Source organism: Dietzia massiliensis (assembly GCF_018390595.1).
In the GTDB taxonomy this organism is placed as follows: domain Bacteria; phylum Actinomycetota; class Actinomycetes; order Mycobacteriales; family Mycobacteriaceae; genus Dietzia; species Dietzia massiliensis.
Genome location: NZ_JAHBAV010000044.1, coordinates 1 through 23,467, shown reverse-complemented (window position 1 = coordinate 23,467; position 23,467 = coordinate 1). Strand labels below are relative to the sequence as shown.

21 protein-coding genes are annotated in these 23,467 nt (G+C 74.1%); 12 read left to right on the top strand and 9 right to left on the bottom strand.

The annotated features are described in order from the left end of the window. Positions 1-68: 68 nt before the first annotated feature. From KHA85_RS12195 to KHA85_RS12180, 4 genes are all read left to right on the top strand, one after another. Positions 69-1,142, top strand: coding sequence for a hypothetical protein (locus KHA85_RS12195; protein WP_131886224.1), 1,074 nt, complete (start codon positions 69-71; stop codon positions 1,140-1,142). 136 nt (positions 1,143-1,278) lie between these two features. Further along, positions 1,279-2,076, top strand: coding sequence for a hypothetical protein (locus tag KHA85_RS12190; protein ID WP_131886225.1), 798 nt, complete (start codon positions 1,279-1,281; stop codon positions 2,074-2,076). Positions 2,077-2,360: 284 nt separating this feature from the next. Continuing rightward, positions 2,361-3,662, top strand: coding sequence for a hypothetical protein (locus KHA85_RS12185; RefSeq protein WP_236885606.1), 1,302 nt, complete (start codon positions 2,361-2,363; stop codon positions 3,660-3,662). Between the two features lie 150 nt (positions 3,663-3,812). Continuing rightward, entirely contained in the window at positions 3,813-4,421 is a 609-nt protein-coding gene (locus tag KHA85_RS12180; RefSeq protein WP_207913588.1) for a hypothetical protein, read from the top strand. Positions 4,422-4,512: 91 nt separating this feature from the next. On the opposite strand, the gene KHA85_RS12175 is transcribed toward KHA85_RS12180, so the two are convergent. From KHA85_RS12175 to KHA85_RS12165, 3 genes are read right to left on the bottom strand one after another with little or no spacing between them, the layout of a single operon-like run. Continuing rightward, positions 4,513-5,448 (bottom strand): 1,4-dihydroxy-2-naphthoate polyprenyltransferase, encoded by a 936-nt coding sequence (locus KHA85_RS12175; protein WP_131886226.1) that lies wholly within the window; start codon positions 5,446-5,448, stop codon positions 4,513-4,515. Then, positions 5,445-6,662, bottom strand: coding sequence for an o-succinylbenzoate--CoA ligase (gene menE, locus KHA85_RS12170; protein WP_131886227.1), 1,218 nt, complete (start codon positions 6,660-6,662; stop codon positions 5,445-5,447). The genes KHA85_RS12175 and menE overlap by 4 nt, the downstream gene beginning before the upstream one ends. A gap of 20 nt (positions 6,663-6,682) precedes the next feature. Next, positions 6,683-7,684, bottom strand: coding sequence for a 1,4-dihydroxy-2-naphthoyl-CoA synthase (locus KHA85_RS12165; protein ID WP_131886228.1), 1,002 nt, complete (start codon positions 7,682-7,684; stop codon positions 6,683-6,685). A gap of 23 nt (positions 7,685-7,707) precedes the next feature. Here KHA85_RS12165 and KHA85_RS12160 point away from each other — a divergent pair, with 23 nt between their 5' ends. Then, positions 7,708-8,850: an o-succinylbenzoate synthase gene (locus tag KHA85_RS12160; protein ID WP_213185988.1), complete on the top strand. Its 1,143-nt coding sequence runs from the start codon at positions 7,708-7,710 to the stop codon at positions 8,848-8,850. A 327-nt stretch (positions 8,851-9,177) separates the two neighbouring features. Here the strand turns inward: KHA85_RS12160 and KHA85_RS12155 are convergent, their stop codons facing one another. Next, positions 9,178-10,134, bottom strand: coding sequence for a type IV toxin-antitoxin system AbiEi family antitoxin domain-containing protein (locus KHA85_RS12155; RefSeq protein ID WP_007632317.1), 957 nt, complete (start codon positions 10,132-10,134; stop codon positions 9,178-9,180). Positions 10,135-10,545: 411 nt separating this feature from the next. Continuing rightward, entirely contained in the window at positions 10,546-11,136 is a 591-nt protein-coding gene (locus KHA85_RS12150) for a flavin reductase family protein (RefSeq protein ID WP_213185987.1), read from the bottom strand. Between the two features lie 124 nt (positions 11,137-11,260). Between KHA85_RS12150 and KHA85_RS12145 the strand changes: the two genes are divergently transcribed. Then, positions 11,261-12,844 (top strand): WS/DGAT domain-containing protein, encoded by a 1,584-nt coding sequence (locus tag KHA85_RS12145; protein WP_236885605.1) that lies wholly within the window; start codon positions 11,261-11,263, stop codon positions 12,842-12,844. 43 nt (positions 12,845-12,887) lie between these two features. Here the strand turns inward: KHA85_RS12145 and KHA85_RS12140 are convergent, their stop codons facing one another. After that, positions 12,888-13,505, bottom strand: a complete 618-nt coding sequence (locus tag KHA85_RS12140; RefSeq protein ID WP_213185986.1) for a DinB family protein — start codon at positions 13,503-13,505, stop codon at positions 12,888-12,890. 43 nt (positions 13,506-13,548) lie between these two features. Beyond that, positions 13,549-14,124, bottom strand: a complete 576-nt coding sequence (locus tag KHA85_RS12135; RefSeq protein WP_213185985.1) for a DinB family protein — start codon at positions 14,122-14,124, stop codon at positions 13,549-13,551. 120 nt (positions 14,125-14,244) lie between these two features. Between KHA85_RS12135 and KHA85_RS12130 the strand changes: the two genes are divergently transcribed. From KHA85_RS12130 to KHA85_RS12110, 5 genes are read left to right on the top strand one after another with little or no spacing between them, the layout of a single operon-like run. Beyond that, positions 14,245-15,243, top strand: coding sequence for a helix-turn-helix transcriptional regulator (locus tag KHA85_RS12130; RefSeq protein ID WP_213185984.1), 999 nt, complete (start codon positions 14,245-14,247; stop codon positions 15,241-15,243). Between the two features lie 11 nt (positions 15,244-15,254). After that, the gene (gene menD / locus KHA85_RS12125) at positions 15,255-17,021 is read left to right on the top strand and encodes a 2-succinyl-5-enolpyruvyl-6-hydroxy-3-cyclohexene-1-carboxylic-acid synthase (RefSeq protein ID WP_213185983.1); all 1,767 of its coding nucleotides are present in this window, start codon (positions 15,255-15,257) and stop codon (positions 17,019-17,021) included. Next, positions 17,018-17,500, top strand: a complete 483-nt coding sequence (locus tag KHA85_RS12120; RefSeq protein WP_213185982.1) for a DUF3592 domain-containing protein — start codon at positions 17,018-17,020, stop codon at positions 17,498-17,500. The genes menD and KHA85_RS12120 overlap by 4 nt, the downstream gene beginning before the upstream one ends. A gap of 37 nt (positions 17,501-17,537) precedes the next feature. Then, positions 17,538-18,803 carry a glycosyltransferase family 4 protein gene (locus KHA85_RS12115; RefSeq protein ID WP_213185981.1) on the top strand — a complete coding sequence of 422 codons (1,266 nt, stop codon included), beginning with the start codon at positions 17,538-17,540 and terminating at the stop codon, positions 18,801-18,803. Between the two features lie 10 nt (positions 18,804-18,813). Next, positions 18,814-19,503 carry a demethylmenaquinone methyltransferase gene (locus KHA85_RS12110; protein ID WP_213185980.1) on the top strand — a complete coding sequence of 230 codons (690 nt, stop codon included), beginning with the start codon at positions 18,814-18,816 and terminating at the stop codon, positions 19,501-19,503. A 73-nt stretch (positions 19,504-19,576) separates the two neighbouring features. On the opposite strand, the gene KHA85_RS12105 is transcribed toward KHA85_RS12110, so the two are convergent. Further along, entirely contained in the window at positions 19,577-20,854 is a 1,278-nt protein-coding gene (locus tag KHA85_RS12105; protein ID WP_236885604.1) for a geranylgeranyl reductase family protein, read from the bottom strand. Positions 20,855-20,999: 145 nt separating this feature from the next. Between KHA85_RS12105 and KHA85_RS12100 the strand changes: the two genes are divergently transcribed. Further along, positions 21,000-22,049 (top strand): polyprenyl synthetase family protein, encoded by a 1,050-nt coding sequence (locus KHA85_RS12100; RefSeq protein ID WP_213185979.1) that lies wholly within the window; start codon positions 21,000-21,002, stop codon positions 22,047-22,049. A gap of 308 nt (positions 22,050-22,357) precedes the next feature. Here the strand turns inward: KHA85_RS12100 and KHA85_RS12095 are convergent. Then, positions 22,358-23,467, bottom strand: a 1,110-nt coding sequence (locus tag KHA85_RS12095; RefSeq protein ID WP_213185978.1) for a sulfate/molybdate ABC transporter ATP-binding protein, incomplete at its 5' end; no start/stop codon positions are given.

Genomic DNA, 23,467 nt, shown 5'->3' with positions numbered 1-23,467 from the left:
GACGTACGATGCGTGTGTGACTGGGCCTGGCCCGGTCGTGCCCAGCTCCCGGACGACAAGGTGACCTCATGTTCCAGCGACGCTCGCACCGCACCGCCCCCCGTTCCCGCACGCTCGCCCTCGGTGGCGCCCTGGCCGCGCTCGCCGTGGTCGGTGGCGGCACGGTCGTGGCCGTGACCGACCCGACCGCCGTCGACGCCGGCGACATCCAGCTCGCGCAGAACGCCACCGATCAGGCCGCTGCGCAGGAGATGCCGCTCGGGACGCCCGTGAACCTCGACCTCGAGCCCGTCGTGGCTCGCGCGGCCGGCGGCGCCATCCCGGCCGGCACCACCATCCAGGTCACCGGCCTGCCCGACGGCCTCACCCAGGACGGCTGGGTCATCTCCGGCACGCCTACCCGCGCCGGGGAGTACGAGGTCCTCGTCACCGTGTCCAACGGGGCGCTGTCCCAGTCGCAGAAGGTCGCCATCACCGTCGTCGACGGCGCCGGGGCGGCCGGGCAGGCTGCAACCACCGACGGCGCCGGGGCGGACGCGGAGGGGGAGACGGGTCCCTCCACCACCGAGCCGTCCACCACCGCCGACGAGCCCACCACGGACGAGGCCACCACCGACGACGCCCAGCCCGATCCCACCCTCTCGGCGGCCCCCGGCGATCCGAGCCTGGCCGACAGTGCCCCCGGAACGGAGAACGAGGACGGCGACGACGGCGAGGCCGGCACCAGCCCGGACGTGTGCTCGGTCCTCGGGGACGGCGAGATGGACGGCGCCTCGCTGGCCCAGCTGCTGCCGCTGGTGACCGGCGACCAGGACGGTGCCTCGTCGGGCCTCGTCCTGATGCTGGTCAACGCGGTCGTGGGGCTGCTGCCGTCCGTCCTCGGCGACAGCGGGTCGCTCGAGGGGATCGGGTCGGTAGGGGAGATGCTCTGCACGATCTCGCCCGAACTGCTCGGCGGCCAGTCCGCCGGCGCCACCGGCGACGACGCCACCACCGGTGGGGCCGCGGCCACGACCGGCGCGGCCACGACCGGTGGGACGACGACCACCGCCGGGCAGGCGGCCGGTGCGACCGGCCTCGCCGCCGACCCCACCGCCCTGCTGGGGCTCCTCACCACGGGGGCGGGCAGCCTCGGACAGTGACGCCCGCCGCGCCCGGGGCGATCTCCACCCCGGGCGACGGTCTCCGCGTTACAGTTCTCCCGTCGACGTCCGGCGCCCTGGAGGGGGACGCGGGGGTTCGACCCCGTCCGCCGTCGTCGAAGAGGGTTCATCACACATGTTCACCCGCAAGGCCGTTACCGTCTCCGCCGCCGCGTTCGCGCTGGTCGCCCTCTCCGTCCCCGTCGTCAACGCGCAGGGTGACGGAGCGGCGCCCGACGGGGCGGGTGCGGGCAGCATCCCGCCCGGCAGCCTCAAGTCCGAAGGTCTCGATGCCGGGAGCCTGTCCGACGGCTCCGCCGACGTCGGGGGTGACGACGACGAGGGCGGCAACGGCGGGGAGGACGGCGACGCCCCGGGCGACGGGTCCGGCTCGCCGGACAGCGGCTCTCTGGGCAGCCTCGAGGGCGTCACCGGCGAGGACTCGAGCGTCGGTGATCTGACGCCGGAGTCGGACGCCGTCTGCGAATTGCCCGCGCTGGGCGGTTCGGTGGCCAAGTTCTATCCGCTGTTCGGGATCGACGGCGTGCCCACCGGGGTCCTCGACCTCATCACCACCGCCCTGGACTCCTTCCCCAACCTGCTCGACGTGGTCGCGGGCGAGGGCGGCGGAACGGCGTCGCTCGAGCAGACCGGATCACTCGCAGAGGGGCTGTGCGACACGTTCCTCGGAGGCGAGATGGTCCTGCCGCCGGTCACGGTGATCGTCGACGGCGCCGGTAACCCGATCAGCACCGTCACCGGCACCACCACTCCCAGCAGCTCCGCCGTCACCTCCACCCTGACGGCCGCCTCGGTGTCCGCCGGCGAGGACGCCGACGACGCGGGCGCCGAGGCCTCCGGCGCCGCCGCTGCGGCCGCGACCCCGGGCGAGCCCGCCGTCGCGCCGGTCCCGACCTCCGTGCCCGTTCCCTGATGGCCTGACACCCCGAGTTCGCCGCGGCGGCCCGATCCCGACACCGGGATCGGGCCGTTCGTCATTTGCGGTGTGGCGCCGGGGAGTACGGGCCGGATAAACGTCCGCCCATGGCCGGGCTGATACCCAGGGGGGTGTGTTACCGGTGTGGTTTGTGTGTTGTGAGTGACTTATGTGACAGCAGTAGACAGTTGGTGTGCATGTGGTTAGAGTGGCACGCGTAATGGTCTGCGCTCCCGTTCCGGGGAGTGAGCGATCTGAACCCCTCCGGAAGGAACCAGCCGATGCGTGCTCGCCTCGCCCGTCCTCGTCGTATCGTCCGGGGTCGCCTCGTCGCCCCCGTCGCAGCAGCTGCCGCGGTCGCTCTCGTGGGCGGAGTCGTCGTCGCCGCTCCCGACGCCCCGACCGTCCGCGGCGACGTCCAGACCGTCGCCGGCTCGTCGTCCTCGGCGTCCCCGCTGATCGTGAGCGGTTTCACCGCCGGTGGCGCGGAGTTCTCGTTCGATATCCAGGAGCTGGCCAGCGGCGTGTATGCCGGGATCGAGATCGAGAACGTCGTGGGGCTGCCCGAGGGGCTGACGTACGCCGACGGCGCGATCTCGGGTCAGGCGGCGGTCGGCGGCACGTACGAGCTCACCGTCATCGGCAAGGTCAACGGCGCCCCCGTCAGCATCCCCGCCACGCTTGTGGTCAACAACGCCGACGGCACTGCGCCCACCGGCGCCTCGGGTGGTTCGACGGCAGCGGTCGAGGGCAGCCTCGGTGGCGGTCAGGTGGAGGCCGGCGGTCAGGTCACCACGGGCTCCGACGGCACCGACGCGATCCTCGGGGCCGTCGCGGGCATCGTTTCCGCGCTCGGCGGCGACGCCGGCTCGGTCACCGAGCTCGCGACCGGCTCCACCGGTCAGGGCGGGGTCACCCCGGAGAACCCGGGCGCCCCCGAGGGGCCGACCGGCCCGCTGGGCAGCGCCGCGAACGGCGAGCTCGGCCTCGGCAGCCTGTCGAACGGCGCCCCCGAGACCCCGGGGACCGAGACGCCTGATGCGGAGACGCCCGCCCCCGGTTCGCTCGGCCTCCCGGGCTCCTCGGCCACCGCCGAGGGTGAGGCGACCGGCGGCATCGACACCTCCAGCCTGGGCCCGCTGGCCCCGCTCGGCTCGTTGATCGACGCCGGCACCGAGACCGGATCGACCGCCGACGGCGGCACCCAGCCCACCGGGTCCACGACGACCGGCGGTACTACCACCGGAGGCGAGCTGACCACGGCCGCCGAGCTGACCGGCGGCGGCGAGATCACCATCCCGGGCTCGTCCTTCCCCGCCGACACCGGCTCGCTCGGTGCCCTGGCCCCCGGTCTGGCGCTCACCGGCGCGGCCATGCTCGGCCTGGCGGGGCTGACCATGGCCCTCAACGGCGGGTCCTCCACCCCGGGCTCCACGGCGATCCTGCCGGCGCTGCCCGGGTCCACCACCACGGGCGCGACCACGAACGGCGGCTCGTCCGGCTCGACCGCCCCGACCGTGGCCGCCGGTGCTCCGCGCACCGTGCAGGCGCCCGGCCCGACGGTCGCGAACGGCCGCGGCTGACCCCGGAAACTCCCGGCGGTCGCGCAGGCCGCCGGTGACCACGTCCACCCCGGGGCCCTCTCACATCTTGAGATGGCCCCGGGGTGACGTGCTTTGGTGGGTTACCGTGGGTCAGCCGCGAGTCCGCGGCGGTGTCCACGAAAGGCCTGTATGCGTATCTCCCGTCCTGTCATCGCTTCCGCCGTCGCACTCGCCGCCATGGCCGCGGTCGGGGCCGCGTCAGGACAGGCGGAGGCACCCGACACCACGCCCGTCGTCGTCGAGGCCACCGACGTGGCGCCCGCCGCCCTCCCGTCGCTCACTCTGCGGGTGGGTGAGTACATGGAGCGCCGGGTCAGTGACTACGTCACCCCGCCGCCCGGCGCCTCGATCCAGTTCCAGGGACTACCGCCCGGGCTGACCTATGACCCGACCACCACCGCGATCAAGGGCACGCCCACCACCGCGGGCGTCTACAACCCCGTCGCGACCGCCTACATCTTCGGCGTCCCGGTTCGTACCGAGACCACGCAGGTGACCGTGACCGGAGGCAGGGGAGGCGGAGCCGCGCCGGCCCCTGCACCGGCGCCCGCCCCCCGTCCGGCACCCGCGCCCGCACCGGTCGCCCCGCCGGCGCCGGGCACGATCAACATCGCCGACATCGACGGGCTGCCCCTGCCCGAGCCCGTCAAGGACGCGCTCCGCGGTGCCGCCCTGGCGATCAACGACGGCATCCAGAACGCCTGGAACGCGGTCCCCGCCGGCTCGCTCGGCAAGTAGACCCTGCCGGGCCACGCACCGGCCCACGGACGACGGCGGCGGCCGGCCCCCGGTGAAGGGGATCGGCCGCCGTTGTTCGCGCGGGGCGCGTCTACAGCGACGCGATCACGAAGCCCGCGCTCACCAGGACACTCCACGCGAGCATCGCCATCCCGGCCGTCGCGAGTGCCGGGATGAGGTCGGCGCCCGTGGCCCGCGCCCGCACCGGGCCGTTGGCCTTCCACGCCACGGGCAGTGCGAGCAGCCCGAGCAGCGCCCACCAGGTCGCCGGGATCAGCGCGAGGGTCGCCAGCAGCGGGACCAGCAGCTCGAGCACGGCGTGCAGGCCGCGCGTCCGCGAATCACCCAGGCGCACGGCGAGCGTGATCTTGCCGGCCTCGGTGTCCGAGGGGATGTCCCGCAGGTTGTTGGTGAGGTTGACCGCGCACGAGAAGCTGCCCACCGCGACCGCGGCGACGACCGCGTACCAGGTCACCGACCCGAGCTGGGTGTACTGCGTTCCGATCACCGCGACCAGCCCGAAGAACACGAACACCGCGACCTCGCCGAGCCCGCGGTACCCGTACGGGGTCTTCCCGCCCGTGTAGAACCACGCGGCGAGGACGCACGCCACGCCCACCAGGATGAGCCACGGCTGCGAGGTCGCGCTGAGCACGAGCCCGGCCAGACCACCCAGGCCGAGGAAGCCGAATGCGGCCCGCTTGACCGTCGCGGGGCGGGCCGACCCGGAGCCCACCAGGCGCAGAGGACCGACGCGGTCGTCGTCGGTGCCGCGGACGCCGTCGGAGTAGTCGTTGGCGTAGTTGACGCCGATGATGAACGACCACGCCACCACCAGCGCGAGCAGCGCCTGCCACCACACGAACCCGCCCGCGAGCGCCGCGGCCGCCGAGCCGACGAGCACGGGCGCGAACGCGTTGGGCCAGGTCCGCGGGCGCGCGCCTTCCAGCCAGTGGGAGAACGTGGCGCCACCGGGCCCGGCGGCGGCGTCGGCGGCGGAGGGTGCGGGGTCGGTCTCGCGGCTCATTCCCCGATTGTCCCATCGACGAACCCGGCCGCGACGCCGCGCCGGTCGACCTTGCCGCCCGGCAGCACGGGCAGCGCGTCGAGCACCGCCACCCGCGCCGGGGCCGCGTGCTCGCCGAGGACTCCGGTGACGTGCCGACGCAGCTCGTCGGCCGTGGCGGTCGCGCGCAGGGTCACCGCCGCGACGGGCCGGGTCCCCAGCCGGGCGTCCGGGATCCCGACGACGACGACGTCGACGACCGCGGGATGCCTCCGCAGCGCGTCCTCCACGGTCTGCGGGAGGAGCGTCAGCCCGCCCACGCTCAACGCCTCGTCCAACCTGCCCAGGACCCGGAGCCTGCCGTCCGGGCCGATCTGCCCCGCGTCGTCAGTGCGGAACCACCCCGCCCTGGCGAACGCCGGATGATCAGGGGCGTTCCGGTATCCCTCGGCGAGCTGCGGGCCCGCCAGCCAGACGCGGCCCTCGTCGTCGTCGACCTCGACCCGTACCCCCGGCAGCGGTGCGCCGTCGTACACACACCCGCCCGCTGTCTCGCTCATCCCGTACGTCCGGATAACGCGGACGCCGGCGTCGGCGGCGCGCGCGAGGAGTTCCGGCGCGGCCGCCGCGCCCCCCAGCAGGACGGCGTCGAGCGCGGCGAGGGCCTCGACCGCCGCGGGGGAGCCCTCGTCGAGGACCTTGGCCAGCTGGCCCGGCACGAGCGAGGTGTACGCCCGGTCGGCAGCGCGCCCGGCCCCCGCGCTCGTCCCCGCCCGGCACGCGTCCACCGCGGCGGGCAGCGTCTCGGGATCGAACCCGCGCGTCACGTCCACGACCACCGGCTCGTGACCGGCGCGCAGGGACCGCAGGATCACCTGCAGCCCGGCGATGTGATGCGCGGGCAGCGCGAGCAGCCACCGGCCGGGCCCGCCGAGCACGGTGTCGGTCGCCGCGGCCGAGGCGGCCAGCGCCTCCGCCGAGAGCATGGCGCCCTTGGGCGTCCCCGTGGAGCCGGACGTGCTCACCACCAGGGCGACGCGGTCGTCGATCGGCTCGCCGGGGCGCTGACTGTCGGCGAGGATCCGGGTGCGCGGGGGGTCGTCTGCGGGCACCGGCAGCAGGGCGGGCCCGCGGTCGGCGAGCATCTCCTCCAGAGCGGGGAGGACCTCGGCGACCGCCGGGCCGCCGGGGACGGGCAGGGTGCGCAGCTCGCGGGAGGCGGGGGAGTCGGCCATGACCAGACGGTTCGCGCGCGTCAGTAGTAGTAGGGGTAGTCGTCCCAGTTGGGCTCGCGCTTCTCGAGGAACGCGTCGCGGCCCTCCACGGCCTCGTCGGTCATGTACGCCAGGCGCGTGGCCTCGCCGGCGAACACCTGCTGGCCCATGAGGCCGTCGTCGGTGAGGTTGAACGCGAACTTCAGCATCCGCTGCGCGGTCGGGGACTTGCCATTGATCTGCCGCGCCCACTCGATGGCGGTCGACTCCAACTCGGCGTGATCCACCACCCGGTTCACGGCACCCATCTGGAACATCTCCTCGGCGGTGTACGGCTGGCCGAGGAAGAAGATCTCGCGCGCGAACTTCTGGCCCACCTGCTTGGCCAGGTACGCGCTGCCGTAGCCGGCGTCGAACGAGCCCACGTCGGCGTCGGTCTGCTTGAACCGGGCGTGCTCCCGCGAGGCCAGCGTCAGGTCGCTCACCACGTGCAGCGAGTGCCCGCCGCCCGCGGCCCAGCCGTTGACCAGGCAGATCACGACCTTGGGCATGGTGCGGATGAGCCGCTGCACCTCGAGAATGTGCAGGCGCCCGCCCTCGGCCTTCACGCGCGCCTCGTCCACCTTGTCCGCCGTGGCGCCGGCGACGTCCGAGTCGTGCTCGGTGGAGTACTGGTAGCCGGAGCGGCCGCGGATGCGCTGGTCCCCACCGGAGCAGAACGCCCACCCGCCGTCCTTCGGGCTGGGCCCGTTGCCGGTGAACAGGACGGTGCCCACGTCGGGGGAGCGGCGCGCGTGGTCGAACACCCGGTACAGCTCGTCCACCGTGTGCGGGCGGAACGCGTTGCGCACCTCGGGCCGGTCGAACGCGATGCGCACGATCCCGTTGACACGGCCCTCGCCGACGTGCCGGTGGTACGTCAGGTCGGTGAGGTCGACGCCGCTGCGGAAGCCCTCGACCTCCCGCCACTGCGACGGATCGAAGGGGTTGGCGGTCTCGTCCTGCGCGGCGCTGCCGGAACGGGTGCTGCTCTGCTCGGTCATGGCTCCGACGTTAGCGTGGACCCATGACATCCGTACCGGGCCCCGAGTCGATCGACGATCTGCTCGCGCGCGTCCACGTGGTGGCCCTGCCGATGCGGGTGCGGTTCCGCGGCGTCACCGAGCGCGAGCTCGTGCTGATCGACGGGCCCGCCGGGTGGGGCGAGTTCGGGCCGTTCGGGGAGTACCACGATCGCGAGGCCGCCCACTGGCTCGCCTCGGCGATCGAGATGGCGTGGCAGGGCCCGCCGCCGCCCGTGCGTTCGCGGGTCGCGGTCAACGCCACGGTCCCGGCGGTGTCGGCCGGCGAGGTCGGCGCTATCCTCGACCGCTTCCCGGGGTGCATGACGGTCAAGGTCAAGGTGGCGGAGAAGGGGCAACAGCTGGTCGACGACGTCGCCCGCGTCGCCGCCGTCCTGCAGGCCCGGCCCGGCGCGCGGGTGCGGGTCGACGCCAACGGGGCGTGGTCGGTGGCGGAGGCCGCCCACGCCGTGCGGGTCCTCGACCAGGCGGTGCGTGCCGCCGACGTCTCCCGCACCGGTCCGGTGTCGTTGGACGGGCCGGGCCTGGAGTACGTCGAGCAACCGTGCGCGACCGTCGACGAGCTGGTGGAGCTGCGGGAGCGCCTCGCCGCCGACGGCGTGCACGTGGACGTGGCCGCCGACGAGTCCATCCGCCGCGCCGAGGACCCCCTACGCGTCGTTCGGGCCGGGGGCGCCGACCGGGCGGTGGTCAAGGTCGCGCCGCTCGGTGGCCCGCGGCGTCTGCTGGCCGTGGCCGCCGAGCTCGGGGTGCCGGTGACGGTGTCCAGTGCGCTCGACTCGGCGGTGGGGGTCGCCGCTGGCGTCGCGGCTGCTGCCGCCCTTCCGGGTGTCGGCGCGGGTGGCGGGCCCGGTGCCGCGGGTGCGGGTGGCGGGTTCCGCACCGCGGGTGTCGGTGCGGGTGGCGGGCCCGGGGCCGACGACGACGAGATCCCCGCCGCAGGTCTGGGCACCGGCGGGGTCTTCGTCGAGGACGTCGTCGACCCGGGCGTCTTCGCCCTGGAGGACGGGCATCTCCCGGTCCGCCGGGTGGCCCCGGACCCGGCGCGGCTGGAGGAACTGCTCATCGGCGGCGAGCGGCGCGACTGGTGGCTGGATCGCATCCGCCGCTGCCACGCTATTCTCTGAACCTCCCCGTCTTCGACACACCCGCCGCACAGATCACCAGAATCGCGGCCCCGGGCCCGGTCCGCACACAGTCGGCCGCCGGCTCTCCAGAATCGCGGCCCCGGGCCCGGTCCGCACACAGCCGCTCCTCGCCATGGCGTCTCGCGCGCACCGCGGGGTGTGCGAGACGCCATGCCCAGGAGCGGCTGCAGAATTCGCGTGCATCCGCGGGAGCGAGACGCCATCGCCGGGAGCGGCTGTGGTGCGCGGCTTGGGGCGAGACGCCATGTCGGGGAGCGAGGCGCCATCCCCGGGAGCGGGCGGCCGACCCGGTCGCGATGGTCTCGGTCACGCGACGCGGCCCGGACCCCGGCCGAGGGACTCCTGAATCCTCATCGCCTCGCGGATGACCGGCACGACCCGGCCGCACTGATAGTCCTCCCACTGCCACCGCCGGACGATGTTGCCCAGAGATTCGATGTCGTTCTGCCGTCTCTTCTCGTCGCGGAGCTTCTTGCGGACGTCGACCTCGTCGTCGTCGATCCCGTACTTCCCCGTCCCGTCGGCCTCACCGACGAGCCCCCACTCCTCCCAGTACATGTCCACGAAGGCCGACGTCCCGTCCGAGAGGATGAACTCCCGTTGGAGCTCGGGCATCGGCAGACCGGCGCGACTGATCATCACCCTGCTGGCCGACTCGAGGACCGACTGGGCGCCCGCGTCCGCGAACGCCACCACGGCCCGGGCTCTGGCGATCCCCACCCGGCCGGCGGCGGCCTCGAGTTCGACCGCCAGATCGGTCGGGCTGCACAATTCGCGACGCAACGCCTCGTCCGCCGCACACACCGCGCCGGTGAAGGGACTCGTCCGCGCGACATCGACGATCGTCCGCGCCGGAGTCGTGACCGGGATGCCGTCCACCTCGACCACGGCGTCCGCGAGATCGAGATTGTGGCAGATCGTGCTCCTTCCGCGCCTGCTCCCGCTGCCGGGTCGATGCCTGGTGGTGGTGACCCGCCGGGTGTCCATCTCGTGGACGGGCAGGCCGTGGAGGACGAGCGCCGAGGTATGCGACAGGGCGGTCCCGGGGCCGACGCTCTTCGCCGCGGCCCGCGATCTCATCTCGAGCATCGCCTCGGCCTTGTCGGGACCGGTGGGGAGTTCCGACGCGAGCGTGTAGATGCCGTGGCGGACGCGGTAGAGCTGACCGGTGCGTTCCGCGTGCTCGCGCGCTCGGCGACTATAGCCACGGGCGAGGAGCTCGGCCGCGGTGATGACGACTGGACGGGACTGATCAGTGCTCATGGCCAGGCAGTATTGCCGTGACGGGCCGGCCGTTCCCGTCGCGGAGGCCGGTTCTGCGCCCGGCCTGTGGAGAGGGGCGGGGCTGTGACTTTCCAGCGGCTGCTCGGCCGCGGTTGTCCGTGGCAGTAGCTGGAAGCGGAGCCGTTGTCAGGCGTTCGCAGCTGCCGCTGATCCAGCCGGAGCACCAGCCGCCCGCCGCCATGGCGTCTCGCGCGCACCGCGGGGTGTGCGAGACGCCATCGCGGGGAGCGGCTGCCGACGGAGCAGTACAGGGAGGGGAGCGAGACGCCATCGCGGGGAGCGGCTGTGTGCGGGGCCGTACGTGGGCGGGAGCGAGGCGCCAGGCAGGGGAGCGGCTGCCCCGTGGGCCGCGGCTGCCGGCGGGGCCGGATAGGAACGGGAGCTCCGGACCTACTTCCGCGGCCGCGGCAGCTCTCGCGTGCCTGGGGCGTAGCCCCACTGGTGGCGGCCGAGCCGGGAGGGCGGCAGAAGGATGTCGAAGTCGGGGAGTCCGTCGTCGGCCATGATCTCCTCGTCGGCTGTCACGCTCACCACGCGACCGAGCAGCATCGCGCTGGTGCCCAGGTCGATCACGTCGTGACGCACGCACTCGAACGCGATCGGTGCCTCCGCGACCCGCGGCGGGGAGACGATGTCCGACGGATCGGGGGTCAGCCCCTGCATCTCGAACTCGTCCACCTCCGGCCCGACGGGCGCCGACGTGGCGTTCATCGTCTCGATCAGCGATTCGGTGCCGATGTTCACCACGAACTCGCCGGTGTCCATCACGTTGCGGTACGTGTCCTTGCGGCCGATAGACGTCACGGACAGGATCGCCGGATCCGCGCACGCGACGGTGAAGAACGAGTACGGCGCCAGGTTGAGCACTCCGTCAGCCGAGACGGTCGACACCCACGCGATCGGCCGCGGCGCGATCGAGGCGGTGAGCAGTGCGTAGAAGCCCTTGGCGGGTGGGTCGTCCGGCGTGTGCACGATGCGCATCCGCCCATTGTGCCGCCGGGTGCGGCCATTGCGCGGCGGCGGATGTCATCACTGTCCTAGCGTGAGCCGCGAGGCGCCCCGCGCTCGAGGAGGCGGGCACCCGGCGAGCGGGAGGAACGGAGCCATGGCGGCGACGGACGGTGCAACGGGCAGCGCGGCGGGCAGTGCGACAGGAGGAAAGACGGACGGGGTGCGGATCCCGCTGCGGGACCAGCTCTGGCTGCTGATGGACCGACCGGACAACCTCATGTACATCAACTCGCTGATGTGGTTCTCCCGCGTGCCGGACTGGGGCGCCGTCACAGAGGCGATCCGCACCCGCATGGTCGAGCCGTACCCGGTGTTCCGTCGGGTGGCCAAGCGCAGGGGTCGTCGGTGGTACTGGGTCGACGACCCCGACTTCGATTTGTCGAACCACCTGGTCCACCGGCGTCTGCCCGAACCCGGCGGACGCGCGGAGGCCGAGGCGCACGTCGCCGAGCAGATGGGCGTGCCGCTCCCCGGCGGCAGTCCGCTGTGGCGGGTCGAGTTCATCGAGGGGTACCACCCGGACGGCGCGGAGGATGACGGCGCGGAGGACGAGGGCGCGGCCGAGGAGGGCGCGCTCATCCTGTTCCGCGTCCAGCACGGGGTGGTCGACGGGGTCCGGCTCACGCAGCTGGTCCTGGATCTGTGCGATCACGAGGACGACACCCCGCCGCCCTCGGTCGGCCGCGACCTGTCGCCCCGGACGAAGGGTGTGCTCGGCGCGATGAGCGCGGTCGGAGGGGTCGGCGCCGACGTGGCCAAGGACTCGTTCGGCATCGCCCGCGGGGTGACCGGTGGAGCGCTGAGGCTCCCGGAGACACTCGGCCGGCTGACCCGCGACGTGCTGGCTCCGGGTCGCCGACTCTCGCGCGTGCCCACGCGCGCCGTGGAATCCCTGACCGACGCCATCGGTCCGACCAATCGCATGGCCAACACCTACCGCTCGGTGTTCCGGCTGCTGTTCGAGCCGCGGTCCGCCGACCTTCCGTGGAGCGGCAAGGTGCACCGCGAGAAGAAGGTGGCGTGGGTCTCCGGTCTGGACCTCGCGGCGATCAAGGAGGTGGCGAAGTCGCACGACAGCACCGTCACCCCGGTGATGATCGCCGCCGTGTCCAAGGCGTTGACCGGGTATCTCGACGCCCATGGAGACCGCCGTGTCTCGGATATCAACCTCATGGTCCCGGTGTCGGTGGGCTCGGGCGACGACGAGGCGGGAGAGCTGGGCAATCACATCACGCTGGTGCTCATGCGGTTGCCGCTGGGGATCGACGACCCGGAGGAGCTGCTCGGCGCGATCACCACCTCGATGACGCGCGTGCGGTACTCGCTCGAGCCGCACGTGACGTTCGCGACGATCCTCACCGTGGCCGCGGCGCCCGGACCGGTGGCACGGGCGGTGATCGACCTGTTCGCCAACAAGACCGTCGGTCAGCTCACCTCGGTGCCGGGTCCGGTCGGCCCGGTCTCGTTGGGCGGGTCGACCGTCGACGGCATGCTCGGGTGGGTGCCGATGAGCGGCGACCAGGCGCTGGGGATCTGCATCTTCAGCTATGACGGCACGGTGACGGTCGGGATCGCCACCGACGCCGAGCTCATCCCCGAACCGGGCGAGGTCGCCGGCCGGATCGAGGAGCAGTTCGCCGAGCTCGCGGGCGGTGCCGGGGAGACTCCGCCCGCGTAGACGGCCGCCGCGGAGCCCCTGGCGGCCACCGCGCCGCCTCCCGTCACCACTCCGGCGCGGGCACCTCGGGATGGGCGGCGAACCACTGCCCGATGTAGGACATGTCGATCCCCTGACTCTCGGCGATGAGCTCGTACATCGTCCGGCCGTCGATGGCCTCGCGCAGGATGTCGGCGTGACCGGAGTGGCGCGCGATCTCGTTGAGCGCGTGGAGGGCGGCCCAGCGCCCGTTGAAGGCGGGCAGCCCCGGCGGGAACCACGGCATCTCCTCGGGCACGGGGACGGGCGCGTCGAGATCGGCGTCGCGCAGGTGGGCGAGTCCGGCCGCGCACCGCCGGTCGTACTCGGCGAGGATCTCCTCGGCGGTGGCGTCGGGGTCGACCCGGTTCACCGCCTCGGCCCAGGCGAACTGCTCGGGCAGGGACCGTCCGGTCTCGGGCGCGTTCGGGGCGGCGGCGGCGCGGCCCAGCCAGCCCTCCGCGACCTCGCCGATGTGCAGGATCAGCCATCCGAGCGTCAACTCGCTGGAGGGCAGCGGTCGTGCGCGCAGCTGGTCGGCGTCCAGTCCGTGGACGATCGACCGGGCGTTGACCAACGCGACATCGATCCACTCGAGCAGGTTCTCGCGCTCGGTGGGGCAGGTGGCGGGGAACAGTGGCATGACGACTCCTCGGTGTGTGTGGTGGGCGGTGCGTTCGAACGGATCAGTGGGTGTGCGCGTACACGTCGCGCAGGAGGCACATCTCGGCGCCGTGGTGGATGACCTCGCGGTTGATGTGCAGGACCAGGGCGGCCATGGGGTAGTCGGCCCACGGGCCCTCCGCCTCGCCGATCGGCCGGGCGAGCGCCTCGGCGTCGAGCCCCCGCACGCCGTTCATCCAGGCGGCGTAGGTGAGGTCGAGCTGGGCCAGGCCGCCGGCGGCGTCCCCGGCGTAGGTGTGGGTCATGTAGTCGTGCGGGGGACCGCCGAAGTGGGAGTGCCACCGGGCGCCCAACACGCCGACGACGAGGTGGCCGATCCGCCACGCGATGGTCGTCACCGGCGCGGGCACGGGTTCGGGGAACTCGAAGTCGATGGTGTGGTCGCCGGCTCCGCCCTGCATCGGGGCCCGGCTGGTGCCCCGCGGTCGCACGTCCCAGGTCCGCTCGTCGGGCGCGGGCGAGAAGTGGTACTCGTCGTCGGTCATCCCCTCGAGGCGCGGGCGGAGCTGGCTGGTCCAGTGTCGGTCCATCTGGTCGACGAGCTGGTCGGTCCAGTCGAGGGTGTGGGCGGCGGTCATGGCGTTCTCCTTGCGAGGTCGGCTGCGGACAGCGTCGCACCCCATCCGGACAGTTCCGGTCCGCTGGCCGTGGAACACTTCCGTCATGACGGATGACCCGGCGACGAACGGGGGCTCGCGATGAGCGAGGACCGGATGCCCACCACCCAGCGCGTGCTTTGTCTGCTGGACCTGCTGCAGCGTCGTTCGGTGTGGACGGGCGAGGAGTTGGCGGCGGAGCTGGGCGTGACGACCCGCTCGGTCCGCAGGGACGTGGACCGCCTGCGGGACCTGGGCTATCCGGTGGAGTCCGAGCGCGGCGCGGGCGGCGGCTACCGGCTGGGTTCGGGTCGTCGCCTGCCGCCGCTGCTGCTCGACGACAGGGAGGCGGTGGCCGTCGCGATCGCCCTGCGTCTGGCGGCCGGCGGCGCGGTGGCGGGCGTCGGGGAGCACGCCCTGCGCGCGCTGACCAAGTTGGACCAGGTGATGCCCGGCCGCCTGCGGGAGCGTGTCGCCGACGTCACCGAGTCGATGGTCGCGGTCGCCGGCGCGGACACCCCGGTGGAGCCGGGCCTGCTGCTCGACCTGGGCCACGCGGTGCGGGGCACGGAGCAGGTGCGGCTGGACTACCGCGACCGCGCGGGGCGGGAGACGGAGCGGCGGGTGGAGCCGTACCGGATCGTCGTGCTGGGCCGGCGCTGGTACCTGCTGTGCTTCGATCTCGAGCGCGCGGACTGGCGCACGTTCCGGCTGGACCGGATCCGCGCGGTGCACCGCAGCCGGTGGCGGTTCACCCCGCGCGCCGACGTGCCGGACCCGGCGCCGCACGTCCAGCACTCGGTCACCGCGGCGCCGTACCCGCACGTGGCGCGGGTGACGGTGTTCGCGCCCGCCGAGGAGGTGGCCGAGATGTTCCCGCCCATGTACGCCACGGTCACCGAGCTGCACCCCGCGGGCCACCCGGACGGCCCGGCGTGCCGGCTGGAGACCGGGGCGGCCGACCTCGACGCGCTGGCGTGGTTCCTCGCCAGGCTGCCGGGGGAGTTCGTCGTGGAGTCGCCGGAGGCGTTGCGCGAGGCCCTGGCGGCGATGGGTGGGCGGCTCACGGATGCGGCGGGGCGGTCGACCTCTCACGACTAGGCTGGGGGGCGATGACTGCCACGCCGAGCAACCCCAGTACCGCGCAGGCCCGTGTCCTGGTGGACGAGATGGTCCGCCACGGGATCACCGACGCGGTCCTGTGCCCGGGTTCGCGCAGCGCCCCACTGGCCCTGGCGTTGGCCGCGGCGGAGCGGGCCGGTCGGATCGCGTTGCACGTGCGGATCGACGAGCGCGGTGCCGGGTTCACGGCGCTAGGACTCGCGCTGGGCTCGAAGCGGCCGGTCCCCGTCGTCGTCACCTCGGGCACCGCGGTCGCCAATCTCCATCCGGCGATGGTCGAGGCCGCCCACTCCGGGGTGCCGGTGCTGGCGCTCACGGCCAACCGTCCGCCGGAGCTGCGGGGGACCGGCGCCAACCAGACCATCGACCAGGTGGGGCTTTTCGGGCCGCACGCCCGCGCGGTGATCGAGCTCGGCGCGGCCGGCGACCCCGTCACCGAGCACCGCCACTGGCGCTCCGCGATCGGCCGCGCGATCCTCACCGCCACCGCGGCCGCGGACCCGGGCCCGGTGCAGGTGGACATCGCGTTCCGCGAGCCGCTGGTGCCGGGCGAGGGCGACGAGGAGTTCGTCCTCGGTGGCGGCCCAGGGGGGTACGACGACGACGAGGTGGACCCCGGCGACGGCTCCCGCGGTCTGCCGGAGGGGCGCCCGGGCGGTCGTCCGTGGGTGCAGCGGGCGGGCGCGGGGGTCGATTCGGCTCCCGCCGCCTCGGCGGTGGCGGTGGACCTCACGCGGCCCACGTTGGTGGTCTCGGGCGTCGGGGCGGCGCCGGTCTCCGGGCTGGTGGGCGTCCCGACGGTCGCCGAGCCCGGCGCGCCGGTCCCGCTGCATCCGGTGCACCCGCTGGCGATCCCGTCGCTGCGGCCCGAGCAGGTGGTGGTCACCGGCCGGCCGACGCTGCACCGCTCCGTGACGCGGTTGCTGGCCGACCCGGAGGTCGACCTGGTGATCCTCGACGCGGGCCCGCGCTCGCCCAATCCCACGGGCAGCGCCGCCGAGCTCGCCGACTCCGTGCTCACCGGTTGGGGGGTCGAGCGGTCGTGGACCGAGACCACCGCCCGTGCCGACGCCCACGCCCGCGCGGCCGTCGACAGGCTGCTCGACGAGCACCTGGACGCGGGCGCCCCGACGGGCCTACACGTGGCCCGCGCCGTGGCCCGCGGCGTGCGGGCCGGGGACAACCTCGTGGTGGGCGCCTCCAACGCCGTGCGGGACCTGTCCTTCGTGGGGCCGATCGACCCCGACGTGTCCGTGTACGCCAACCGCGGCGCCTCGGGGATCGACGGGACGGTGTCCACGGCGATCGGTGTCGCGCTGTCGGCGCCCGGTCGGACCGTGGCGCTGCTGGGTGACCTCACGTTCCTGCACGACATCTCGGGGCTGCTGCTCGGACCCCGTGAGCGCCACCCGTCGGATCTGCTCATCGTGGTGGCCGACGACGACGGTGGCGGCATCTTCTCCCTGCTCGAGCAGGGCGATCCGCGGCTGGCCGCCGACTTCGAGCGGGTCTTCGGCACCCCGCACGGCGCGAACCTCGGTGCGATCTGCGCGGGCGCCGGGGTGCCGTTCACCGACACCGATCCCGCCGGGCTCGAGGCGATCCTCGCGCAGCCGTCGGTCCCGGTCGCGCACCACGACATCGTCCCCGAGGGCCTGCGCGTGGTGCGGGTGGGCACCGACCGGCAGGGCCTGCGCGAGCTGCACGCGGCCCTGCGCTCGGAGGCCGTGGAGCCCCGGGCCTCGGACCCCGAATGACCGCGGGCACCGTCTCCGCGCGTCGGGCCCGTCGCGCGGTGTACGCCCGGCAGGGCGTGCGGGTGGTGGCGGCGGCCGCGGCGGCGTTCTCCGTGCTCACGGCCGTCCTCATCCTGCTGGCGTGCTTCGTCAACGACCAGCGCATCGACCGGGACATGGGCAGCGCCACGGCCACCGTCACCGAGGTCACCGAGCGGCGGGCCGCGGTGGAGTTCGACGCCGGCGGCGGCCGGACGGTGCGCCCGGTGACCGGCGTGTTCTACCCGACGGGGCTGGTGGAGGGGCAGCGCGTGCAGGTGGAGTTCCGCCGGGCCAACCCCGATCTCGTCCGGGTCTCCGGCCGCAGCTGGACCGTCGCCGTGGTACCCGCCCTGTCGGTCCCGGCGGTGGTCGTGCCGCTGGCCGCGCTCGCCTACGTCGCCGCGTCACCGGGGGTTCACCGGGCGATACCGCGAATTCCCCGCACCGACCCGCGCTGATCACCGGCCCGTGGCCCGGCCGGGCGACAGTGAGGGCGTGCGCGTAGCCATCGTCACCGAATCGTTCCTGCCGAACGTCAACGGCGTCACCAACTCCGTCCTGCGCGTGCTGGAGTACGCGCGCCGCCACGGCCACGACTGCCTCGTCGTCGCCCCCTCCGACCAGGTCGGCTTCTGGCAGGGGGCGGCCGGTGCCGTGCAGGCGCACCCGCTGGTCAGCGCCGTCTCCCCCTATCTCGGCCGGCCCGCGTCCGACGGGCCCGACCCCGACCATCACCTCGGGTACCCCGTCCACCGGGTCACGGCCGTGCGGGTGCCGGTGGTGTCCTCGCTGCCGGTCGGGGCGCCCAGCCCCAGCGTGTACAACGCCCTGCGCGACTTCGCTCCCGACGTGGTGCACCTGGCGTCCCCGTTCGTGCTCGGCGCCGCCGGGGCCGCCGCGGCCCGCGCCCTGGGCGTTCCCTCGGTGGCGGTGTACCAGACCGACGTGGCCGGCTTCGCCGACGCCTACGGGATCGGCGTCCTCGCCGACGCCGCGTGGGCCTGGACCCGGGCGATCCACGCGACCTGCGACCGCACCCTCGCCCCGTCGACCGCGGCGATGGAGGACCTGGCCTCCCGCGGCATCCCGCGCCTGTACCGGTGGGGGCGGGGCGTCGACACCGAGCGGTTCTCGCCCACCCGGCGCAGCGCGGCCCTGCATCGGCTGTGGTCGCCGGACGGGCGGCCCGTCGTCGGATTCGTCGGCAGGCTCGCACCGGAGAAGCACGTCGAGCGCCTCCGGCCGCTGGCCGACCGTTCCGGCCCGGGCGGCGACGTCCGACTCGTCGTCGTCGGCGACGGACCCGACCGCCCCGCACTCCAGGCCGCCATGCCCCACGCGGTCTTCACCGGCGAGCTCCACGGCGAGGCCCTGGCCCGGGCCTTCGCCACGCTCGACGTGTTCTGTCACCCCGGCGAGTTCGAGACGTTCTGCCAGTCCGTCCAGGAGGCCCACGCCTCGGGCGTGCCCGTGATCGGCCCCGACGCCGGCGGCCCGCGCGATCTCGTGCAGGCCGGAGTCAACGGCGTCCTGCTCGACCCGGGGCGGTACGCCGCCGAGGTCTCCGCGGCACTCGACGCCGTGCTCGCCGACCGCGATCGGCTGGCCGCCGCCGCCCGTGCAACCGTCGCGGGGCGCACCTGGGACGCCGTCTGCGGGCAGCTGTTCGACCACTACGTCGCCGCCGGCGCCCGCTCGTCCACGGGCCGCGTCGGCTCCTCCGCGGGCCGGGTCCGCGTGGGCCTCGGCCGGGCCGGGTAGCGTCGGGGGCGTGTCCCGCGCCAATCTCGACAAGCAGCCCCGCGACGTCGCGTCGATGTTCGACGGCGTCGCGAAGCGCTACGACCTGACCAACACGATCCTGTCCGGAGGCATGGACCACGTGTGGCGGCGCCGGGCCCGGTCGCTGCTCGCGCCGCGGCCGGGGGAGCGGATCCTCGACCTGGCCGCCGGCACCGCCGTGTCGACCGTCGAGCTGGCCAGGTCCGGCGCGTGGTGCGTGGCCGCGGACTTCTCGCTCGGCATGCTGCGCGCGGGCGCGGGTCGGGACGTGCCCAAGGTCGCCGGCGACGCGATGAAGCTGCCGTTCGCCGACGCCTCCTTCGACGCCGCGACCATCAGCTTCGGCCTGCGCAACGTCCAGGACACCGCCGCCGGTCTGCGGGAGATGGCGCGCGTGGTCAAGCCGGGCGGGCGGCTCGCGGTGGTGGAGTTCTCCACGCCCGTCTTCCCGCCGTTCCGCGCGCTCTACATGAACTACCTCATGCGGGCGCTGCCGAAGATCGCCACGAGCGTGTCCTCGAACCCGGACGCGTACGTCTACCTGGCCGAGTCCATCCGCGACTGGCCGGACCAGCAGGCGCTGCTCGAGATGGTCGAGTCCAGCGGCTGGGAGCGTTGCAGCGTCACCAACCTCACCGGCGGCATCGCCGCGATCCACCTGGCCCGCCGCCCCGCCTGACGCCGCCCGGGCCCTCGGTCCGGCGCGGAGGCCGCCCGCCCGGCTCGCGCACGACCGACGGGTGTCCGCGCGGTCAGTCGGCGAACAGCGGGCGCCGGTCGAGCCTGCGGGCCACCGACCCGGCCGCCCGCCACGCCCGCGCCACCACGTCGCGGTCCGAGTCGGCGACGGTGTTGGACATGCAGCGCACCGCCGCCGTCATCACCGTCTGCGAGCGCATCCCCACCGGACCGGCCATCGGCAGGAACCTCGGATAGGTGAGCAGCCGGGCGGCGTCCCGGGCGATCGCGAACGCCTCGCCGTACGTCCGCCGCAGCACCTCCGGCCACGCGTGCGTGAGCGGCTCGGTGCGGGCACCGACGCCGCCCGAGCCCGTGCCGTGGCCGGCGTGGATCAACTCGGCCAGCAACCGCCCGCCCTCGAGCGCGTAGTCGATGCCCTCGCCGTTGAGCGGGTTCACGCACGCCGCCGCGTCACCCACCGCCGCCCAGTTGCGGCCCGCCACCCCCGACACCGCGCCGCCCATCGGCAGCAGCGCCGACGTCACCGCCCGCGGCTCACCCTCCAACGCCCAGTCCCCGCGCACGCTACGGGCGTAGTGCTGCAGCAGCTCCTTGACCGCCACGTTCGCCGGCCGCGCCGACGTCGCCAGCGCCCCCACCCCGAGGTTGACCTCGCCGTCGCCGAGCGGGAACACCCACCCGTAGCCGGGCTGGATGGCACCCGCCTCGTCGCGCAGCTCGAGATCGGACCCGATCCACGGATGGTCGTGCCGAGCGGATCCGACATACGACCGCGCCGCCACGGCGTAGACCGTGTCGCGATGCCAGGTGCGACCCAGCAGACGACCCACCGGCGACCTCACGCCATCGGCCACCACCAGTGTCCGGCAGTCCACGCGATCGTCCCCGGCCAGGACGGCGGTCACCTCGTCGTCGTCGCCCCTCTCCACGCCCGTCACCCGAACGCCGTCGTGCACCACCGCGCCGGCCTCGACCGCCGCCTGCCGCAGCCGGTCGTCGAACACCGTCCGCCGCACCGCCGACCCCGTGCCGCCGTGCTCACCCGCCGGCCACGGCACCCGTCGCTCGTGGCCGAAGCCCCGCAGTTCGAGGCCGCGGATGGTGATCCGGTTCCGCGCCCACGCCCCCAGACCCAGCCGGTCCACCTCGAGCATCGCCCGCGGCGTCAGGCCGTCCCCACACGTCTTGTCGCGCGGGAACTCCGCGGCGTCGAGCACCGTCACCTCGCGACCCGCCCGCGCCAACCACGTCGCGGTCGCCGCCCCCGCCGGGCCACAGCCCACCACGAGGACATCGGTCGAAGAGGGAAGACGCCACCGGGACTCCATACGCACCATGGTGGCAGGTCGGCGGGCGCGACGGTCGCCGGCACCTCGGGCGGGGTGGGGTGCCGCAGCCACCGGGCCGGGACCGTAGTCTGTCGGGAAGGGCCGGTCGATGCCGACCCGCACCAGGCGACGAGGACGAGTGGGGATGTCGAGCGATTCAGTGACGACCGGCACCGCGGACACGGCGACGGACCACGTGGTGGCCGGCGTGGACGTCGGTGACGCAGACCTCGCCGCCGCGCTGCGAGGGCGACTCGACGAAGTCGAGAAACTGCTGGTCAGCCGGCTCGAGAGCGGCGAGGACTTCCTCTCCGAGGTCGCCCTTCACCTCGTCACCGCCGGCGGCAAGCGCTTCCGGCCGATCGTGACCCTGCTCGCCGGCGAGATCGGGCCCGAGCCCGACCACGAGCGCCTGGTCAAGGCCGCCGTCGTCTGCGAGATGATCCACCTCGCGACCCTGTACCACGACGACGTCATGGACGAGGCCAGCATGCGCCGCGGCGTCGAGTCCGCCAACAGCAGGTGGGACAACTCCACCGCGATCCTCGCCGGCGATTTCCTCTTCGCCCACTCGTCCATGCTGCTGGCTGACCTCGGTCCCGCCGCCGTCCAGCTCATCGCCCAGACCTTCGCCGAACTGGTCACCGGGCAGATGCGCGAGACCGTCGGGCCCGGCGTCGGCGGCCGCGACGAGGACGCCGCCCAGCACTACCTGCGCGTCATCTGGGAGAAGACCGGGTCGCTCATCGCCGCCGCCGCTCAGTTCGGAGGCGAGTACTCCGGCGCGACCGGCGAGCAGATCGCGCGGCTGCGCAGGTTCGGGGACGCGGTGGGGATCGCGTTCCAGATCGCCGACGACATCATCGACATCGCCTCCCCGTCCGCCGAGTCCGGCAAGACCCCCGGCACCGACCTACGTGAGGGCGTGCACACCCTGCCGATGATCTACGCGATGGAGGCCGGCTCGCCCGACAGTGCGCGACTGCGCGACCTGCTGGCCCAGCCGCTCACCGACGACGCCGAGGTCGTGGAGGCGTTGGAGTTGCTCCGGGTCTCCGACGGCATGCGGCGCGCGCGGGCGACGCTGGAGAAGTACGTCGATGACGCCATGGCCGAGCTCGACGCCCTGCCCGCCGGCCCCGCCAACGAGGCGCTGCGCCGGCTCGTGCGCTTCACGGTCGACCGCGTCGGCTGAGCTGCCGCGGCCGGCCCTGACCGGGCGTGTGCGCTCGGCGGCGAGACACCCGCTCCCGGGCCTGGCGTCTCGCTCCTGTGCGTGGCGTCTCGGGTGCGTGGGTGCAGCGCAGCCGCTCCTCCGCCTGGCGTCTCGCTCCCGGCGATGCACGGTCGATAGACAGCCGCGCGTCACGATGGCGTCTGGCCTGCCCGCCGGGGCGCGCGAGACGCCATCGTGAGGGGCGGCTGTCGGGCGGGTGGGCGAGTGCAGGTCGGCGGATGCAAATGGGCGGTCGTGGCGGGGACGTCGTGCACAGCCGGCTCGAGTCAGCCGCCTCGCGGGTAGAGCACCACCTGGGTTGCCTTGACGACCAGCGTGACGGGCACGCCCGGTGCGAGCGCGAGTTCGGCGGCCGATCGCGTCGTGATCTCGGCGTCGACCCTCTGGCCGTCCCGGAGTTCGGCGGTCACGCGGGTCAGCGCCCCGGCCGGAGCCAACGACACGACGCGGGCGGGCCACGCATTGCGCGGGCTCACGGCGAATGAACGCGCGGGTGCGGGACCGGCCGGGTTCAAGACGGGCCGGGTGTCGGCGGGGGCGGCGTGCACGGCCACCGCCCGCGGATCGACCGTCGCCACCGCCCGCACCCCGCTCCGCCAATCGGTGGCGGCGCTCGCGCGGATCCCCGCCACGGCATCGCCTCCGGGGGTGCGTACCTCGTCGTCGTCGACGATCCCCTCCACCAGTGAGACGCCGGCCAGTCGCGCGGCGAAGTCCGACGCCGGGCGCGCGAGGACCTCCTCGACCGTGCCGGACTGGGTGGCGCGGCCGGAGAGGACGACGACGACATCGTCGGCCAGCGCCCACAGGTCCAGCGGATCGTGGGTCACCAGGACCACGGCCCGGCCGGTGAGCCGATCGGCGAGGAGGCGCCGGATCGCCGGGGCGACCTCCACGTCCAGCGCGGCCAGCGGCTCGTCGAGCAGCACGAGTTCCGGGTCGACGGCCAGCGCGCGGGCGAGCGCCACACGCTGGGCCTGCCCTCCGGACAGTTCGTGCGGGCGGCGGCCGGCGAGGTCCGCGCAGCCCACGGCCTCGAGCTCGGTGCGGGCGCGGGCGAGGGCCTCGCGCCTGCGCACGCCGCGGGCGCGGGGGCCGTACGCCACGTTGTCCAGGGCGGTGAGGTGCGGCAGCAGACCGGGCCGCTGCTCGAGCGCGACGACGCGGCGACGGTGCGCGGGCACGTGGGTGCGGGGCGAGCTGACGAGGCTGCCGTCGAGGCGGACCTCGCCCGAGTCGGGGCGCAGGTGCCCGGCGAGCAGGGACAGCGCCGTGGACTTGCCCGCGCCGTTGGGGCCGACGATCGCCAGGCGGCGGCCGGCGGGGACGGTGAGTCGGAGGTCGACGTCGCGGGCGGTGACCCGGCAGTCGAGCTC

Coding starts and splice junctions, on each gene's coding strand:
- KHA85_RS12175 (WP_131886226.1), bottom strand. CDS start 5,448: ATGAGCCGCGAGACCGACCCCGCACCCTCCGCCGCCGACGCCGCCGCC.
- KHA85_RS12105 (WP_236885604.1), bottom strand. CDS start 20,854: ATGGAGTCCCGGTGGCGTCTTCCCTCTTCGACCGATGTCCTCGTGGTG.
- KHA85_RS12130 (WP_213185984.1), top strand. CDS start 14,245: ATGAGCGAGGACCGGATGCCCACCACCCAGCGCGTGCTTTGTCTGCTG.
- KHA85_RS12160 (WP_213185988.1), top strand. CDS start 7,708: ATGACATCCGTACCGGGCCCCGAGTCGATCGACGATCTGCTCGCGCGC.
- menE (WP_131886227.1), bottom strand. CDS start 6,662: ATGGCCGACTCCCCCGCCTCCCGCGAGCTGCGCACCCTGCCCGTCCCC.
- KHA85_RS12180 (WP_207913588.1), top strand. CDS start 3,813: ATGCGTATCTCCCGTCCTGTCATCGCTTCCGCCGTCGCACTCGCCGCC.
- KHA85_RS12120 (WP_213185982.1), top strand. CDS start 17,018: ATGACCGCGGGCACCGTCTCCGCGCGTCGGGCCCGTCGCGCGGTGTAC.
- KHA85_RS12135 (WP_213185985.1), bottom strand. CDS start 14,124: ATGACCGCCGCCCACACCCTCGACTGGACCGACCAGCTCGTCGACCAG.
- menD (WP_213185983.1), top strand. CDS start 15,255: ATGACTGCCACGCCGAGCAACCCCAGTACCGCGCAGGCCCGTGTCCTG.
- KHA85_RS12150 (WP_213185987.1), bottom strand. CDS start 11,136: ATGCGCATCGTGCACACGCCGGACGACCCACCCGCCAAGGGCTTCTAC.
- KHA85_RS12165 (WP_131886228.1), bottom strand. CDS start 7,684: ATGACCGAGCAGAGCAGCACCCGTTCCGGCAGCGCCGCGCAGGACGAG.
- KHA85_RS12190 (WP_131886225.1), top strand. CDS start 1,279: ATGTTCACCCGCAAGGCCGTTACCGTCTCCGCCGCCGCGTTCGCGCTG.
- KHA85_RS12155 (WP_007632317.1), bottom strand. CDS start 10,134: ATGAGCACTGATCAGTCCCGTCCAGTCGTCATCACCGCGGCCGAGCTC.
- KHA85_RS12100 (WP_213185979.1), top strand. CDS start 21,000: ATGTCGAGCGATTCAGTGACGACCGGCACCGCGGACACGGCGACGGAC.
- KHA85_RS12140 (WP_213185986.1), bottom strand. CDS start 13,505: ATGCCACTGTTCCCCGCCACCTGCCCCACCGAGCGCGAGAACCTGCTC.
- KHA85_RS12185 (WP_236885606.1), top strand. CDS start 2,361: ATGCGTGCTCGCCTCGCCCGTCCTCGTCGTATCGTCCGGGGTCGCCTC.
- KHA85_RS12145 (WP_236885605.1), top strand. CDS start 11,261: ATGGCGGCGACGGACGGTGCAACGGGCAGCGCGGCGGGCAGTGCGACA.
- KHA85_RS12195 (WP_131886224.1), top strand. CDS start 69: ATGTTCCAGCGACGCTCGCACCGCACCGCCCCCCGTTCCCGCACGCTC.